This window comes from Parapedobacter brassicae (genome assembly GCF_051400755.1).
Classification (GTDB): domain Bacteria; phylum Bacteroidota; class Bacteroidia; order Sphingobacteriales; family Sphingobacteriaceae; genus Parapedobacter.
The window spans coordinates 615,776-633,520 of sequence record NZ_JBLFFL010000002.1; the positions used below are offsets into that span (position 1 = coordinate 615,776).

The following is a 17,745-nucleotide window of genomic DNA, read 5'->3' on the forward strand; positions in this document are numbered from 1 at the left end:
CGCATCGCCAAATGTTCGTATATTCGGATGATGAACATACAGACGATCCTCGAGAAATTCAGTCTCAAATCCGAACGGGAGGCTTTTGATGTCATCCACGATGTCGTGGAAAGGGGTATTTATTTCAGGGGCACGAATCTATGGATCCTGATTTTTGCCATTCTCATTGCCTGCGTCGGGTTGAACGTCAATTCCACAGCGGTCATCATCGGTGCGATGTTGATATCCCCCTTGATGGGCCCCATACTGGGTGTGGGATACAGTCTAGCGACGTACGATTTCAAGCTGCTCCGGCGTTCGCTGGCCAATTTCGGATTTGCCGTTGCATCGAGCCTGGGTGCTTCTACCCTTTATTTTCTCATCAGTCCGCTGAGTGAGGCCCATTCTGAGCTGCTGGCCCGTACCCAACCCAACATTTACGATGTGTTCATCGCGTTGGCCGGCGGATTGGCGGGTATCATGGCGTTGTCCAGCAAGCAGAAGGGCAACGTGATTCCGGGTGTTGCCATTGCCACTGCGTTGATGCCGCCGTTGTGTACCGCTGGATACGGCTTGGCAACTGGAACATGGAACTTTTTCTTCGGGGCATTTTACCTCTTTACCATCAACACGGTTTTCATCGCGGCAGCAACGCTGGTGACCGTACGGTTCCTGAAATATCCCATTTGGCATAAAACGGATGAGGGAACCAAGAAAACGGCCAATCGCTGGGTCAGTGCCATCGTCACCGTCACGATCGTTCCCAGCCTGTATTTCGGTATGGTGCTGGTGCGGCAGGAGCGGTTTGTGCAAGAGGCCAATGCCTTTATCCGCAATGAGACGTACATCGAAGGGGATTACTTGCTGAAATCGGAAATCGATCCGGCCAAAAGGACGATCCGGCTGATCTACGGCGGAAGGCTGATCCCTGATTCCGTGAAGGCAGCGGTTGTTGCCAATATCCGGCATTATGCCTTGAAGAACGCTAATGTGACTATACAGCAGGGTTTTTCTGTCGATGAAACCTCGGAAAACTTGCTGGCGATCAACAGCCAGCAGTCGGAGATCAACCGGCTGCGGGCCGAACTGGCCAGAACCTTGCAGGCGCAGGACAGTGCAAGCCGGAAAAGGAACCTGGGTATGCAGTTGCTCAAGGAGTTGAAACCCCTGTTTCCCGAAATACAGACCTGCGGCACGGCTGATCAGCTCATTTATGATGATTCTTTGCATGCCCACGCCTATTTTTCACTTTTCGTAGGTTCGTCCGATCCGGAGAAAACAATTGCCGACCGGGAAAAGCTGGAGGCCTGGTTCCGATCGAGGCTGAGCTCGGACTCGGTCAAGGTGTACATCGAATGATTCCCCTCCATCAAAATACCTAATTTGGTGTATTGCCGCGCGCGAGTCTGATCGTCAATTTTGTGTTTGCATCAAATTGCTGACAAATGATGAAATTACGGACTTCGTTGGCGGGTATACTCGCATTGATGACTATGGTAAGCCCGGCGCACGCGCAGCTCTTGAAGAAGCTGGCCAAAAAAGCCGAACGGGCGGCCGAACGGACCATCGAGCGCCGGGTCGAGCGGGAAACCGAAACCAAGACGGATGAAGCACTGGACAAGGTGTTTGACGGACGGACCGGGAAAAGCGACGAAAAGGATGGCCCGGCGGCCGGAGGGAAAGACGAAGCAGGAGGCCAACCAGCGGAAAGCACGATGGCCGCTACCAAGACCTTTGCATCCTACGGCAAATTCGATTTTGTGCCCGGGGAGCGGGTCATCGCCGTCGAGGATTTCCTGCAAGATGCCGTGGGTGACTTCCCCGCGAAGTGGAATACCGACGCCAGCGGTGAGATCAAGACGATTGAAGGGCTGGAAGGCAGGTGGCTGGCGTTGACGACGAAAGGCAGTGTATTTCCGGAGTTTATCAGGGACCTCCCTGAAAATTTTACCTTGGAATTTGATCTGGCGGTGACACCTGGATATAGTTATTACGACACGGACTTGATGATTTCCCTGGCCCATCTCGCGGCGCCGAAGGATTTTGCCGGATGGGGTCATTATGGGGCCGGAAAGACGTCGGGTGTGGCCATATTTCTGCACCCGCAGGATGCGGGATCGGAGCCGCGCGGTAGGAGCAACTATGCTGTTTGGGTGAATCGTGCCAAAACCATGGATAATGAGATGGGGGCGCTGGAGGCGTTCAATAACCGGGATAAAAACGTCGTGAAAGTATCCATATGGCGGCAGCAACAGCGGCTTCGTTTCTATGTGGATGAGACAAAAATATGGGATCTGCCCCGTGCATTTGATCCGAGCGTAAATTACAACGGGCTGGTATTCAGTAGGCAAAATGCAAAAAACGACAGCGAATACTTGATCAGCAATATTCGCTTGGCCGTGGGTGCGCCAGATACCCGCAGTAAACTCCTGACGGAAGGCAAATTCAGCACCACGGGGATATACTTCAATACCGGTTCGGCCACGATCAAACCCCAATCTTATGGTGTGCTGAAGGAAATTGCTGCCGTGCTGAAGGAAAATCCAACTGTCAATGTGTTCATCATCGGACATACAGACAGCGACGGTGGCGATGACCTGAACCTTACGCTGTCAAAAGACCGCGCCGCTTCGGTCAAGCAGGCATTGATGATGGAGTTTGGTATCGATGGAAGCCGCATGGACACCGATGGCAGGGGAGAAGGCGAACCGATCGGAGACAATGGCACCCCAGAGGGGAAAGCACAAAACCGCAGGGTGGAGTTTGTGAAGAAATAGACCACCATCGTAATTCAAAATTCCTTACCTTTGGCCCATGCCAGAGAAAATCATGATCCTTGATTTTGGCTCCCAATATACCCAATTGATCGCACGACGGGTGAGGGAGCTGAATGTTTATTGTGAAATCCATCCATATAACCATCTTCCCGATATTGACGCTTCCGTCAAGGGCGTGATCCTTTCAGGGAGCCCTTATTCGGTACGCCAGGCCGATGCGCCGCAAGTTGACTTCCGCTCGCTTGAAGCCAGGTTCCCCGTGTTGGGGGTATGCTACGGTGCCCAATACATGGCGCAGCATTCAGGCGGAGCCGTTGTAGCGTCTACCATCCGTGAATATGGCAGGGCCAATCTGCATCATGTCGACCATGCGAATCCGCTGCTGTCCGACATTCCCGTCGATTCCCAGGTCTGGATGTCACACGGTGATACGATTGCGGAGGTGCCAGCGAGTTTTGAGATCATCGCCAGCACGGATAAGGTGCGGGTGGCTGCCTACCACGTCAGCGGCACGCAAACCTATGGCATACAGTTTCATCCGGAGGTGACGCACAGTACCGATGGGACCACCTTGTTGAAGAACTTTGTGATCGACATCTGCGGGTGCACGCCTTCGTGGACGGCCGATGCGTTTGTGGAGACAACGATAGCGGCACTGAAGGCGCGATTGGGCAATGACCACGTGATCATGGCGCTATCCGGTGGGGTAGACTCTACCGTGGCGGCCGTATTGCTGCATCAGGCCATTGGCAAAAACTTGCATTGCATTTTTGTGGATCACGGGCTGTTGCGCAAAAATGAATATGAACAGGTACTGGAGTCATACCGGCACATTGGCCTCAATATCAAAGGTGTAAACGCAAAAGATCGGTTTTATACAAAATTAGCGGGCGTAAGCGAGCCTGAACAGAAACGTAAAATCATCGGGGCGGCTTTCATCGATGAATTTGATGACGCTGCCCATGCCGTACAGGCCGACCTGCCCGAGGGTGTGGAGGTCAAGTGGCTGGGACAGGGCACGATCTACCCTGATGTCATTGAATCGGTATCGGTCAACGGACCGTCGGCGACCATCAAATCCCACCACAATGTGGGGGGGTTGCCCGATTTCATGAAATTGAAGGTCGTGGAACCGCTCAATACGCTGTTCAAGGATGAGGTACGCCGGGTAGGCAAGGCACTTGGGGTCGCGCCTAATATCTTGGGAAGGCATCCTTTTCCCGGCCCGGGATTGGCCATCCGGATATTAGGGGAGATCACACCAGAAAAGGTACGGATTTTGCAAGAAGCTGATGATATTTACATCCGCAACTTGCGCGAATCGGGCTGGTATGACCAAGTGTGGCAAGCGGGCACGATTTTCCTGCCGGTGCAGTCGGTGGGCGTGATGGGGGATGAGCGCACCTACGAACACGTGGTAGCGCTCCGCGCCGTTGGATCGTTGGATGGGATGACAGCGGATTGGGTGCATCTGCCTTACGAACTGCTGGCAAAGATCTCCAACGAGATCATCAATCATGTAAAAGGGATAAATAGGGTTGTATATGACATTAGTTCGAAACCTCCGGCTACGATTGAATGGGAGTAGCTGGTTAATCGGCATCGCCGCGCTGCTGTTGATGACCGGATGCACGCCTAAAATACGGGTACTGCGCGGGTCGGGCAGCAAGACGGAGCCGAAAGAAACCGAAACCAAGCCTGCCGACCAAAGAGCAGCGGAGGTGGAGGAGCCAATTACCGAATCTGAAAAGACCGATGTGCGGAACATCGCACTGTTGCTGCCATTTCAGTTGGATAAAGCCAATCCGCATGCCCCCAGTGCCGCCGACATCAAGCGGTCGGCCTTGGCCCTGGATTTCTACCAGGGGTTCAAGCTGGGGTTGGACGCGCTTGCTGAGGGCGGTACGCATTTCAAGGTGAATGTATTGGATACCCGCGATGACCCGGGCGAAAATGCGCGCATCGCGAAACTGGAGGAGGTCCAAGGCGCCGCATTGGTGGTAGGTCCTGTGTTTCCCAAGGAAATACAGGTGTTTGGTTTTAATGCATCGTTGGATGACGCGCTGCAGATCTCGCCGCTGGCCGCCAGCATGCCTTCGGAATTCAACTTGCCCAATTTGGTGACCTTGACAGCACCCATCACCGCTCATGTAAACGCGTTGGCGGCGCACATCGTCAGGCAATACCGTGCGGGAGACGCGGTCATCTTCTACAATACGGGTGACGAGGCGAGCAGGCAATTCCTGGCGCCCCTGAAGACCGAGATCCGTCGGCTGAATAGCGACATCAGCTTGCTAGATGTGCAAGATGAAGAAAGTCTGGAGAGCAATGTACGCCTGACGGGTAAAAACTTGATCATGCTGGGCACCACCAACGAATACCAACTCTCACCGATATTGACCCACTTGCGGACGTTGCAAGATGAATTATCGTATCAGATACAGGTGTTCGGCCATCCCAACTGGGCCAAGATGGACTTCGACGAAAGCGAGGGCCTGGGCGCATTGCAGGCCCGGGTTACCACCTCCTATTACGTGCGTGCAGATGAGCCCGATGTGCGGCGTTTTGTCCAGCTGTATCGCCAGGAATTCGGCATGGAACCCACGGAATTTGCCTATAAGGGCTATGATGCCGCCTATTATTTCGGAGGCTTGCTGGCCGAATACGGACCAGCATACAAGGACCAGATCGTAAAACAGGAGTACACCGGATTGCATAATACGTTTAAATTTACTTACGACCCCGCTTGGGGCTATGTGAATAATGCCATTTCCATTTTGCAGTATCGCAGCGGACAATTCCAGCCGCTTGATTAACCGCTAACCATCCATGGCGACGGACAACCGGGTAAACCAGCAACTGCGAGTCGTTGAGCGCCTATTGCAGGAATATCAACAGGGAGCGCACATGCCCCTGTCCCGTTTTCTCACCACGTTTTACAAACACCATCGGCAGATGGGTGCGCGGGACAGGCGGATGGCTTCGCGCTTGGCGTATCATTATTTCCGCATCGGCCACGCGGCGAGGCAAGCGGATTTTTCCGTGCGGCTGGGGATCGCGGAATTTTTATGCAGCGAGGAGAGCGCCTTGGTCCAGCAGCAACTGCCGGCGCTTTATCCGGCCATCGGCGCTACGATCACAGAGAAGATCGCCCTGCTGGAAACCCATACGCCTTTTCACCTGAATGATGTGTTTCCTTTTACTGCACGGCTGTCTCAGGGAGTAGATGCGCACGCGTTGGTAACCAGCCTGTTCATGCAACCCAAGTTGTTCATCCGCCTACGCCGTGGCCATGAGGCGGCCGTAATGGACGCCCTCGAACACGCGGGTATCAGCTATGAGCGAGTGGCGGAGCATACCCTGGCCCTTTCTAACGGGACGGCGCTGGAGCAGCTCAACAACATCGCCGGCAACTATGCGGTGCAGGATTATTCATCCCAGCAAACGAGCGGATATTTCCTGGCGGCTGACGGCGAAAGCTGGTGGGACGCCTGTGCAGGGGCAGGGGGGAAGTCGCTTTTGCTGCTGGATAACTACCCCGGCGTGAAGCTGTTGGTGTCTGATGTGCGCGGAAGCATCCTTCGTAATCTTGACGAACGTTTTGAGCAGGCTGGGATTGGCGCCTATCGGCGGAAGATCATCGACCTGACCAAGGATATAACACCTGTCCTCGGAAACGAACAGTTTGATGGTATTATCCTGGATGCGCCCTGTACCGGTTCGGGCACCTGGGGCCGTACACCGGAAATGATCTCCTCGTTTGACGAACGCTCCATCGATCGGTTCGCTGCCGTGCAGAAACAGGTGGCAGAAACCGCGGCAAAGCACCTGAAACCGGGTAAACCCCTGATCTATATCACTTGTTCCGTGTTTGCAGAAGAGAACGAAAAGGTGGTGGGATACCTGCAAGATCAGTGCAATTTGGAGCTGGAGCGCATGCAGCTTTTACCGGGTTATCCGCATCAGGCGGACAGCCTATTTGTGGCGAGGTTGATAAAGCGGTAAAGCGGATTCAGAATAAAAAAATGCGAATCCGATAAGGATTCGCATTTTCTGGTGCCCAGGGAGAGACTCGAACTCTCAAGGGACTGCTCCCAACGGCTTCTGAGACCGCAACGTTTACCAATTTCGCCACCTGGGCAGGCATTTCCCAAACCACCGGGTGATTTGGGACTGCAAATATATACTTTTAACGGATAATCAAAAAACGAAAATACAATTTACCAACCACTATTCCTCATCATCGTCCGTATGCAATATGTCTTGATGTTCCGCCGGTTTGTAAGAAGCTTTCAAGGCGGCCAGCTTCTTCTTGCCATAGGCCATCTTGGTAATCGTGACAAACAGGACCGGCACGATGAAGATGGCGAATAAGGTAGCGATCAGCATGCCTCCGAACACCGTCCAGCCAATGGTTTGACGCGCAATGGCCCCCGCACCGGTGGAATACATCAACGGAACGATACCGAGGATAAACGCAAAGGACGTCATGATGATCGGACGCAGCCGCAATTTGACCGCTTCGATGGTCGCCTTGAGCAAACCCATGCCGATATCGACCCGTTCCTTGGCAAATTCAACGATCAGGATGGCATTTTTGGCGGCCAGGCCGATGATGGCTACCAGCCCGATCTGCGCATAGATGTTGTTATCCAGCCGCGGCAGTAAGATGAGCACCAGGATGGCACCGAATACACCGAGGGGCACAGAGAGCAGGATGGAAAACGGCACCGACCAGCTTTCATACAAGGCTGCCAGCAGCAGGAAGACGAAAACGATACATAAGCCAAAGATCATCACCGTCATGTTGCCCGCTTCCTTCTCCTGCAAGCTTAGTCCCGAAAATTCGTAGGTAAATCCTGCGCCCAGTGTTTGTGCAGCGGTTTCTTCCAACGCCCGTAGGGCATCCCCGCTACTGTAACCGGGGGCGGCGCCCCCCATGATGTCAATGGAGCGGAAAATATTGAAGTGATTGATAATGGATGGGCTTTCGATGATCTCATAGGATACCAGCGTGCTCAGCGGTACGGGGTTTCCCTGCTGGTTTTTCACGTAGAGTTTATTAATGTCTGCAATGTCCATGCGGAACGCTGTGTCCGCCTGGCTCACCACCCGGAAACTCCGACCATAGCGTGTAAAATCATTGACATAGCTGCTGCCGAGGAAAGACGAGATGGTGCTGTATACGTTGGACACCGAGATACCCATGCGTTTCGCCTGTTCCCGATCTACTTTCACCAGGTAATTTGGGGTCTTGGAATTGAACAGCGTATAAGCCATCCCGATTTCCGGCCGTTGGTTGACGGCCATCAGGAACTTGCCCACCTGGGCCTCAAAATCCTTGATGTCGCCGCTGCGCTGATCGATGATCTGCATGCTGAATCCACCACTGGTACCCAGGCCCGGTATGGCGGGCGGCGACACGGGCAATATGGTCGCTTGTTGGAATCCCGCATATTTCTGCTGAACGCCGGCGATGACTTCCTGTGCGGTGCGGCTCCGTTCGCCCCATGGGTGGAGCTGGACGAAGAAGGTACCCCCGTTGGGCTTGAATGAGCGGTTCAGCAGGTTGATCCCCGCGATGCGCATGATGTTTTTGATTTCGGGGTTATCCTTCCGCAAAGAATCCGACAAGGCGTCGAGCAGGTTGCCCGTGCGCTCGGAAGAAGCACCTTCGGGTAGCGTAACCCCCATCATCATTACCCCGGCATCTTCCGTCGGGATAAATCCGGTCGGTTTGGCGGCAAATAACCCAAACGTACCGATATAAATACAAACCAAGAGGATGATGATGAGCGGTGCTCGTTTGATGGCCCCCCTGACGCCGTGCGAATACCGCCTGGTGACCCGCTCAAACCAAGTGTTGAATTTATAGAACAGCCGGTTGATGCCGGTTGACTTTTCATTGAACTGCGAGGGCTTCAGCAACAGCGAGCAGAGGGCAGGGGTGAGGGATAGCGCGATGAATGCCGAAAGCAATACGGATACCGCGATGGTGATCGCAAACTGCTGGTACAGCTGGCCCACCATACCGGGGATGAAGCCCACGGGCACAAACACTGCCGCCAGGATCAGCGCAATAGCGATGACGGGCGCGGTGATCTCTTTCATCGCGCGCCTCGTGGCCTCCGGCGCAGACAGCTTATCATGGTCGATATAGTGCTGCACCGCCTCGACCACGACGATCGCATCGTCAACCACGATCCCGATGGCCAATACGAAGGCCAGCATGGTCAAGTTGTTGATGGAAAAGCCAAACAAGTTGAAGAAGATGAAGGTACCGATGATCGATACCGGAATCGCCAGCACCGGAATCAAGGTGGCTCTCCAGCTTTGGAGGAAGATGAACACGACCAGTGTCACCAGTATCAGCGCCTCCACCAGGGTATGGAGCACGTTATCGATGGACTCTTGGACGACCGTCACGGTTTCGTAGTTGACCACGTAATCCATGTCACTCGGGAAGTCGGCTTTCAGCTGCTCAAGTGCGGCATAGATACCTTCAGCAGTTTCCACCGCGTTCCCGCCGGGCATTTGATTCACCATCATGCCCGATGCCGTCAGTCCGTTGAGCTTATTGGTGATGGAATATGCAAATTCGCCCAGTTCCACCCGCGCCACATCGCGGAGGTATACGATCGATCCATCCGCGTTGGTTTTGACGATGATCTGCTCAAACTGTTCCTCTTGGTTCAGGTCCCCGTCTAAGATCACCGGATATTCAAATACCTGCGTGTTGATCTGCGGGCGGGCACCCACGCTACCGCCGGGCATCCGGATGTTCTGTTCCTGGATGGCGGTGTTGACATCGGCGGGAGTAAGCCCCAGATTGGAGAGCTTGTTCGCATCGAGCCATATGCGCATGCTGAACGGCTGTCCGAAGGCCATGACATCACCCACACCGTTTACCCGCATCAGTGCATCGCGTACATATAAGTTGGCATAGTTCGCCAGGAATTTCTGGTCGCGCGTGCCCTTGGGCGAAATCAGGGAAACCATCATCAATACGTCTGTATTGGCTTTGCGAGTAACGACACCCAACCGCCGTACCCCTTCAGGGAGTGCCGGTTCGGCAATGCCCACGCGGTTTTGCACATCCAGGGTGGCGATGTTAATGTCGGTGCCGACGTCGAACGTGACGGTAATGGCCGATCGGCCATCCGATGTACTGTTGGACTGCATATACGCCATCCCCGGGGTACCGTTGATCTGGCTTTCGATAAGTGTGGTAACGGTCTGTTCCACGGTCTGCGCATCCGCTCCCGTGTAGGTCGCCTGCACCTGCACGGTGGGTGGCGAAATGTTGGGGTACTGGCTGATGGGCAACGTGGTGATCGAAATGACCCCAATCAACGTAATCAGGATGGAGATAACGATGGCGGTGACGGGTCTTCTGATGAATACTTCTGAAATCATGTTGGTTCTGTCCTAAATAACTTGATAGTCGTTGTTGGGCCTTACATTACTTTGTTGCGGCGGGCGGGTTTACCTGCACCTTGGCACCCGGCCGCAGGTTGATGATGCCATCGATCACTACTTGTTCACCTTTCGAGACCCCCTCGTCGATGACCACGCGATCAGCAACCTTCAATCCCAGGCGCACGCCGCGTTGTTCGACCGTATTGCTGTCTGTGAGCACGTAGACCGACGTTTGGCCCAGCTGCTCGATAATGGCCCGGTAGGGGATGACCAATTGCTTCGACTCCGATTGATTGCGGACGTGTACCGTGGCATTCATGCCCGGCAATAACCTGTTGGTTTCATTGGGAAAGCTTGCCCGAACCACAATGGTACCCGTATTGCGGTCTACCGCCCGGTCGATGGCGACAATCCTGCCGGGGTTGGGATAGGCCTGGTTCCCGGGCAGCGTGATGGTGATGATCGAGTCGCTCACCGCTGCGGCCGATTGACGCAAGGTATTGAAGCGTGTGATGTTACGCTCATTGACCGGAAAATCCACGGCAATGGGATTGGTAGAGGAGATGCTGTTGAGCAGGGTGGTTCCGGCCGAGACCAATGCGCCCATACGCACCTGCGAAATCCCCACCGTGCCGCTGAATGGCGCCGTGATGATTGAGCGGTTGAGGTTGGTGCGCGCGGTAGTCAACGCCGCTTTTGCGGAGACCAGTTGCGCTTCTGCATTGCTGAAATCGGTTTCGGCATAGTCCAATGTCTGCTTCGCGATCGCGTCCTGTTCGGCCAGTTTCTGGTAACGCTCCAAGTCGCGCTTCAGCCGGGCAAGGTTGGATTCGGCGATTGCCAGGTTAGACTCCGCCCGCTCCACATCAGCTGCATATCGTGTACGGTCAATCTCGTAAAGCCGCTGGCCTTTGGCAACCGATGCGCCATCTGCTACGAAGATTCCGGTAATGTACCCACTCACTTCAGCCCGGAGCTCGGTCTCGTTTAACGCCACCACGTTGCCGGGGTAGTTATCTACGCCAACCACCGATTCCTCGCTGACCACGGCAGTGGTCACAGGGATCGCTTGTTGGCCAGGGGCCTGCTGCTGTGGGTTATTGCTGCAGGAGGCGACAATACTTGCTCCGATAATAAGTAAGCCGATGGTAAAGTTATTGCTGTTCATGATGATGGATTTCGACAATTTTTAGTTCAAGATTAGTTTGTTTCCGGTCCGATCTGACCCAGGGCCTGCTGCACATCCAGCTTCCCGGCCAGTACGGCATATAATGCGTTGAGGTAATTCAGCTGTGAGGTACGGAGGTCCGTTTCCGCCGTCATCAAATCCAGATAGGTCTTAATCCCCTCATCATATTGCAATTTGATGGTATTGTACACCTCCTCAGAGAGGGTCACATTCTGCCGCGCTACCTGCCAGTCATTCAGGTTGGCTTGATACGTGGCCATGGCCATCTCGTACTGCGTATTGATCTGGTTCTGGAGGTTGACGATGTCCCAGTCGATGCGCGTTTCCTGCAATTGGGATTTGCGGATCTCATGAAGACGCTTACCCCCCTGGAAAATCGGGATGTTCAGCGTGAGTCCGAATACCGAACGGGGGAATGCTTCGTTGAACAACCCGGAGAACTCGGGGTCCCTGAAATCCCACGCGTAGTTATAAAATGCTGACAGACTGGGTAAGAACGTCCATTTGTTATATTGCGTATTCAGCTGCTGTAGCTGCTTGACGGTCTGCAGCTGCCTGAACTCCACCCGTTGCGCATAGTCTACCAACGCCGTGGTATCGAGTATGATCTCGCTCTCCATTGCCGAGGCATCGGCGAGAGACAGGACTAACGACTGGTCAGCGGGGAGTCCGATCAGTTCCTTCAAGAAGGTATACTTGTAGGTGAGCAGTTCGTTTACCCGTTTTTGTTCGGCCAGCGTATTGCTCAATGCGATCTGTGCCCGTTTGAAATCGGTATTGTCTACGATACCCGTTTCATAGCGGGCTCTTGCATCGCTAAGTTGCCGCTCCAGGCGCTGGATGTTTTCAGTGATGATGTTCAGCTGCTCTTCGCTGGTCAGGATATCATAATACCCTTTGCTCACTTCCACCACCGTATTGATGTGGCTGTTTTCGGTATTCAGCGCATTTTGCTGGCGGATGTACTTGGCCGCTTTGGACGCTTGGATCAAGCCCGGGTTGAGGATCTGCTGGTCGGCTTGCAATACCGCGGCGCCGACGTGTTTCTGGCCCAGCTGGATGACGTTGCCACCGATGACATTCGTCGGTATCTTCACGTTGTAGTTGTAGGTGCCCGTGGCGTTGATCTGTGGGAACCAACCCGATAACGCCGAGGCGATTTCCCGTTCGCCGATCGCTTCGTCGATCCCGGCCTGGTGTACGGATGGACGGTTTTCTAACGCGTAGGATACCACGTCGTCTAAAGTCGCCTTTGCCGGCAGCGTCGGCTGGGATTCCTGTCCGGACACCAGGCCGGCGGTCATGGTGAAGGTCAATGAAAAAAGTAAGCTATTTCGCAATTTTCTATACATGTTGTTGTGATCTGAAAACGAATCTATTGTTTTATTCCATTCCAAATGATGGTCACCATTTCGTTCATGGATGTCTCATCAAACGCATAATGCCCGTTGGTGTGCCGCTTGGCGGTAGCGGTCACCGTACCGATAAATGCTGCACTCAGGATATTGATGTCCAACGGCTTGATGTGACCATCGTCGATGCCCTGCCGCAGGAAATCAGCCATCTCATTCTGCATTTGAACACTGCAATTCCGCTCATAAAACACCGCGGCATACGGCGAGGAAAAAAACTGCTCGATGAAACTCAGCACCTCGGGATGGTCGATGTAAAAGCGGACCAGATTGATCCAGATGGCCACAAAACGCTTCCGGTAAGGCAGTTGGGCTTCCTCCCCTTTGAACATCGCACCGCCGATCCGGTGTTTGCAATGCTTATACAATTCGATGATCAATTCATCTTTCGACGAAAAATAATGATAAATTGTGCCCGTTGCTACACCTGCATCCTGTGCGATCTGGCTCATCGGACTCCCATGAAAGCCCTGTTTCATCACCAGCCGAAGCGTACTCTCGAAGATGGCACATTTCTTTTCTGCGGTATGTTCCAATTGAATGTTCATTCGGTCGGCAAAGGAACATATTATTTGGGATAAACAGGCGGTTGCCGTCATTATTAACACAAATTTGACAATGGTGGCCAGTAATTGTGTACTTTTGCATCATTATTAGTGTAGCTTAATTAAAATATACGTTGACATTTAGCGATTTTAACTTTCACGATGGCCTTTCAGAAGGCTTGAACAGCATGGGTTTCAAAACGCCCACCCCGATACAGGCCCAAGCGATTCCGCTCATCCAACACCAACATGATTTGATTGCCTGTGCCCAGACCGGCACAGGCAAGACCGCATCTTACCTGTTACCGGTCATGGATGCGATATGCCGGATGGAACATCGGCCGCCGATCAGTGTGCTGGTATTGGCTCCTACACGTGAGTTAGCCATGCAGATCGACCAGCAGGTCGAGGGGCTGGCCTACTTCGCTGGCATCACCTCCATCGCCATCTACGGTGGGGGAGATGGCATTGGCTATGAGCAGCAGCGCCGGGCACTTCGAGAGGGAGTCGATATTGTCATTGCCACACCCGGACGACTCATTGCCCATATCAGTTCCGGCGCCGTACGCTTAGGTGAAATCAAATTCCTCGTACTTGATGAGGCCGACCGCATGCTGGACATGGGTTTCAAAGACGACATCAACCGCATCGTACGTGAGCTGCCAACGGAGCGGCAAACGCTGCTTTTTTCGGCTACCATGCCCCCGAAGATCAGGACCTTTGCCACGACCCTGTTGAAGAATCCGGAGCAGGTAACCATTTCGCTGTCAAAACCAGCTGAGGGCATCTTGCAGCAGCAGTACCGCCTCGGAGACGAGCAGAAAACCCCCTTGCTGAAAAGCATCCTGCAAAGCGGCGATTATAGCAGTGTCATCGTGTTTGCGTCGACCAAAGAAAAGGTGAAAAACCTCGGCCGGGAGTTGAACAAGCTGGGTTTGCCAGTGCAGCCGTTCCATTCCGATCTCGCCCAGGAAGAACGTGAGGAAATACTCCTCCGATTCAAAAATAGACAGCTGCCCATCCTGATCGGTACCGACGTGCTATCCAGGGGTATTGATGTCGTAGGTATCGATTTGGTCGTTAACTATGACGTACCACCAGATCCAGAAGATTATATCCACCGCATCGGGCGCACCGCACGTGCCGAGCGGACCGGTACCGCCATTACCTTTGTCAATCACCGCGACCATCGCCGCATGATCGCCATCGAGCGGCTGATGGATCGGAAAGTGGAGGAAGTAGCGTTGCCCGAAGGGATGGAGGCCGCGCCTGCGCCGCCGCCCGCTTCCATGCGAAAACCCCATGATAAACGAAATAAGAAGCGCAACTTCAAGCACCGGAGGCCAAATAAGTCGTCTGGTTCCGACAGTAGTATGAGCGCAGGTAACCAGGCGGGTAACCAGGCTTCATAGCATACGGGAGACGTATTCCGCTGGCTTGCCGCTGCGGCGGTTATAGCCCGCGGTACTCCGCCAGAAAAAACCGGATCAACAGGGAACGAGTCATTAAATTTTTAGTAACTTTGTACTAAAGCAATGGAATATGGAAGCGATTATGATTCATCCGGAAAATGTGGAACAACTCAAGACTGTTAAGGCGGTATTGAAGGCGCTGAAGGTACCGTTCGAACCGCAATCCAATACGTTACCGGATCATGTCTTGGCCAGCATCGACAGGGGGATGGAGCAGGCTGCTCAGGGCAAAACCATCGGAGTGGAAGCATTCAAAGAAAAACATTTTTTGAAACGCTAAGGCTAAGCCGACCTGAATCTTCAATAAACCAACCTAATGCAATACACGCTCAGATTTACCCCCGAAGCGGAGGATACGTATGATGCGTTATCCGCTGTTTCTCCGCTGTTACTTCGGTGCTTCTCTGCTGCGCATACCACGCGTTAATTATAATACGATTTTCATTGCGGCAACTGCAGCATCCGGTATTCCGCGATCTGGAACAAGCCGCCCGCCACGACGGAGGTCACCGAAAGTCGATAATACCGATAGGCGGTGCTGTTCTCAAACGTATACGTCTTGGTGAGGAAGCGCGTTTCGAAGACCTGATCGGACCGCTCATCCAGCAGGGTCCAATTCTCTCCGTCCAGAGATCCTTCCAGTTTCCAGTTTTTCGGATCCCGGTCGGGGACATCATTTGCCGAGGTGAGCGTGTATGCACCCAGGATGACCGGCTCATAGAAGTCCAGTTGCCACCAGAGATCACCCACGTATCCGTGTTGCAGGAACTTGGTCTGCGTGTCGTTGTCGGTGAGTTTCAGGGAGCCTTCGCCCGCAAACTGGCCGCCATCGTTATCGCGCGATACGGATAAAATGCCGTTGGCGGTGACATCGCGCACGACACCCAAGTCCGTCAGCAAGCGGGATATTTCGGCAATGGAGCCATTGGGTGTTTTTACCCGGAGCGTATAGTCCGCAAATTGCCCGCGCTCCACCGCTACATTGACCAAGTTATCGTTCGCCAGAAACTCGCCGCCCACGCCCACGCCCTTGTACCAGAAAACGCTGTCAATAGCCATATCTGAACTGACCGACAGGTCGAGGCTGCCGTCAGGCTTCGGTGTGGTAGCCACTTCGATGAGGCTATCGGGATTGATCGAAATCATCGCCTCGCTCTCCGCCCAGAAGCCCTGACCGTTTTCGGTACGGAGGGTCACCCGGAAATCGCCGGTGCGCACGAACGTGTGCGTGGGCGAATCATCCAGCGATACACTGTCGTCTCCGAACTCCCAGCGCACCAGCGTGTAATTCGCTCCCCCGTTGGTGAAGGAGTAGGTAAACGGATCATCTTCAGCCGTTTGCGCTAGGGTAAATAGGGCCGTGGGTTTGGGCTCCTCAGGTTCAGGAGCGGGCAGCGGTTCGTCCTCACAGGCAAGGAACAGCAGGTGAAATGCTGCTATGATCCCCAAGGTTCTTTTCATCATCGTTATCTTGGCTAGTCGATTTGTCATTGCTCAATGCTTTTTAAGTTTCTTTTCATTTCTTCCGGGCGAGGCACCGCATCACGGCACCCGTATTACCCGCCATTCGCCCAGCTGCCAGAGGTTGCTGCCGTTATTGACCCCGAATTGGATGCGGTAATGCGTATACAGCTCCGCGGTGTTAAATTCATAGCGCTTGGTCTGGAAACGTTCGGTGAATACTTCACCTGTGCGGGCATCCAGGGTGACCCAATTTTCGCCATCGTTGGACCCCAGCAACTCCCAGTCTTTCGGATCCCGATCGGGTGCATCATTGGCCGAGGTGAGCGTATACGCCCCGAGTTTGGTCGGCGCATCATATACGAGCTGCACCCAGAGGTCAGCGCGGTAGTCGCCCACTAAGAATTTGGATCCGGTATCGTTGTCGACCAGCTTCAGTGACCCTTCCCCGCCTTCGGGTCCGTCGCCGTTGTCGCGGCTAACGCTATAAGTCGCTTCGCCGGTGACATCCACTTCCAGCACATGCTCTGGATAGATGAGGATGATAGCAGATTTCTTCTGCTCATCCAATACGTGGTTCGAAGGATTGGTAAGCGTCACGGCCACGGCGAGGAGCTTGTCCATATGCTGTTCGATGACCGACCATTGCACAAAGACATCCAAGGGTGCCGAACTGATATTGGAGCCGATTCGTCGTACAGTATCCATGGTCACCTGCGTCATATCGAGCGGGATGGTATTCTCCGGCAGGATGCCGGCTTCGACCAACGATGCGATGGTATCGGGGTTGATCTTGGCTTCCACCGTAAACGCACGGCCGGGTACACCCGCGAGGGAGATGCCCAACGGCACGTTGAGCCCACCGGATTGGACCTGGTAATTTTGCCGGTTGCGTGCTTCCAATACTGTTCCACCGCCATTCGTGAGGGAGAGGTAGCGTATTTCATCGGGTTGTAAAACCGTTTCGGTATTTAAGGTAATCACCGCACCATCACCTTCCAAGGTATTGCCCTTACCCGGATTGACGAGCCGATAAGCAAAGGCTACTTGTTTGCCGTAATTACGTTCCAGGAAACCTAGGTTGATGGCGACTTCAAATACACCGCTATCTGCACCGAAGGGGATCAATACGGTGGTCGGGACAGTCAACTGTTCTACGGGTACAGGCACTACACCTTCCAGCTGCCCGCCCGCCACCAGTTGAGCCACGGTATCCGGGTTGAGCTGTATCTCGACCTGGAAGGCTTTGGCTGCCGCCGCGGACAATCGCACGGTGAGTGGCATGACCAGCCGCTCACCGTCTTTACGAGGCTCGCCAAAACCGGCCGCGGATGATACCGAACCGGGGCTGTTGGACTCCAGATCAAATGTTTCCAATGCCTCATCCTGACATGCTTGGAAGGCCAGTATGGCCGTGAGTACTATACTTAATCTGTATATTATGGATCGCTTCATATTATCTCATGCTTCAATATTACCTCATTAGTCATT

The 17,745-nt window shown here is 53.8% G+C and carries 13 protein-coding genes and 1 tRNA gene; 7 read left to right on the top strand and 7 right to left on the bottom strand.

Annotated features, from left to right (window positions below):
- The first annotated feature begins 30 nt into the window (after positions 1–30).
- The 5 genes from ACMGDE_RS08065 to ACMGDE_RS08085 all read left to right on the top strand — a co-directional run bounded on the left by ACMGDE_RS08065 (position 31) and on the right by ACMGDE_RS08085 (position 6,761).
- Positions 31–1,338, top strand: coding sequence for a DUF389 domain-containing protein (locus ACMGDE_RS08065; protein WP_436832266.1), 1,308 nt, complete (start codon positions 31–33; stop codon positions 1,336–1,338).
- 86 nt (positions 1,339–1,424) lie between these two features.
- On the top strand, positions 1,425–2,756 hold the full coding sequence (locus tag ACMGDE_RS08070) for an OmpA family protein (RefSeq protein ID WP_436832267.1): 1,332 nt from the start codon (positions 1,425–1,427) through the stop codon (positions 2,754–2,756).
- 37 nt (positions 2,757–2,793) lie between these two features.
- A complete protein-coding gene (gene guaA / locus ACMGDE_RS08075) occupies positions 2,794–4,344 on the top strand; it encodes a glutamine-hydrolyzing GMP synthase (RefSeq protein WP_436832268.1) in 1,551 nt (516 codons plus the stop codon).
- Positions 4,301–5,572: a type 1 periplasmic-binding domain-containing protein gene (locus ACMGDE_RS08080; RefSeq protein ID WP_436832269.1), complete on the top strand. Its 1,272-nt coding sequence runs from the start codon at positions 4,301–4,303 to the stop codon at positions 5,570–5,572. The genes guaA and ACMGDE_RS08080 overlap by 44 nt, the downstream gene beginning before the upstream one ends.
- Before the next feature lie 13 nt (positions 5,573–5,585).
- Complete coding sequence (locus ACMGDE_RS08085; protein ID WP_436832270.1) at positions 5,586–6,761, top strand: RsmB/NOP family class I SAM-dependent RNA methyltransferase; 1,176 nt, start codon at positions 5,586–5,588, stop codon at positions 6,759–6,761.
- A 49-nt stretch (positions 6,762–6,810) separates the two neighbouring features.
- Here ACMGDE_RS08085 and ACMGDE_RS08090 read toward each other — a convergent pair.
- The 5 genes from ACMGDE_RS08090 to ACMGDE_RS08110 all read right to left on the bottom strand — a co-directional run bounded on the left by ACMGDE_RS08090 (position 6,811) and on the right by ACMGDE_RS08110 (position 13,324).
- Positions 6,811–6,897, bottom strand: a tRNA-Leu gene (locus ACMGDE_RS08090).
- Positions 6,898–6,986: 89 nt separating this feature from the next.
- Positions 6,987–10,172, bottom strand: a complete 3,186-nt coding sequence (locus ACMGDE_RS08095; protein ID WP_436832271.1) for an efflux RND transporter permease subunit — start codon at positions 10,170–10,172, stop codon at positions 6,987–6,989.
- A 46-nt stretch (positions 10,173–10,218) separates the two neighbouring features.
- Positions 10,219–11,343, bottom strand: a complete 1,125-nt coding sequence (locus ACMGDE_RS08100) for an efflux RND transporter periplasmic adaptor subunit (protein ID WP_436832272.1) — start codon at positions 11,341–11,343, stop codon at positions 10,219–10,221.
- Between the two features lie 32 nt (positions 11,344–11,375).
- Positions 11,376–12,716, bottom strand: coding sequence for a TolC family protein (locus ACMGDE_RS08105; RefSeq protein ID WP_436832273.1), 1,341 nt, complete (start codon positions 12,714–12,716; stop codon positions 11,376–11,378).
- A gap of 23 nt (positions 12,717–12,739) precedes the next feature.
- Positions 12,740–13,324, bottom strand: a complete 585-nt coding sequence (locus tag ACMGDE_RS08110; RefSeq protein WP_436832274.1) for a TetR/AcrR family transcriptional regulator — start codon at positions 13,322–13,324, stop codon at positions 12,740–12,742.
- Positions 13,325–13,455: 131 nt separating this feature from the next.
- Between ACMGDE_RS08110 and ACMGDE_RS08115 the strand changes: the two genes are divergently transcribed.
- A complete protein-coding gene (locus tag ACMGDE_RS08115) occupies positions 13,456–14,733 on the top strand; it encodes a DEAD/DEAH box helicase (protein WP_436832275.1) in 1,278 nt (425 codons plus the stop codon).
- A gap of 130 nt (positions 14,734–14,863) precedes the next feature.
- Positions 14,864–15,073, top strand: coding sequence for a DUF2683 family protein (locus ACMGDE_RS08120; protein ID WP_436832276.1), 210 nt, complete (start codon positions 14,864–14,866; stop codon positions 15,071–15,073).
- A 161-nt stretch (positions 15,074–15,234) separates the two neighbouring features.
- On the opposite strand, the gene ACMGDE_RS08125 is transcribed toward ACMGDE_RS08120, so the two are convergent.
- Positions 15,235–16,254 (bottom strand): discoidin domain-containing protein, encoded by a 1,020-nt coding sequence (locus ACMGDE_RS08125; protein WP_436832277.1) that lies wholly within the window; start codon positions 16,252–16,254, stop codon positions 15,235–15,237.
- Positions 16,255–16,335: 81 nt separating this feature from the next.
- Positions 16,336–17,709 (bottom strand): discoidin domain-containing protein, encoded by a 1,374-nt coding sequence (locus ACMGDE_RS08130; RefSeq protein WP_436832278.1) that lies wholly within the window; start codon positions 17,707–17,709, stop codon positions 16,336–16,338.
- Positions 17,710–17,745: the final 36 nt, after the last annotated feature.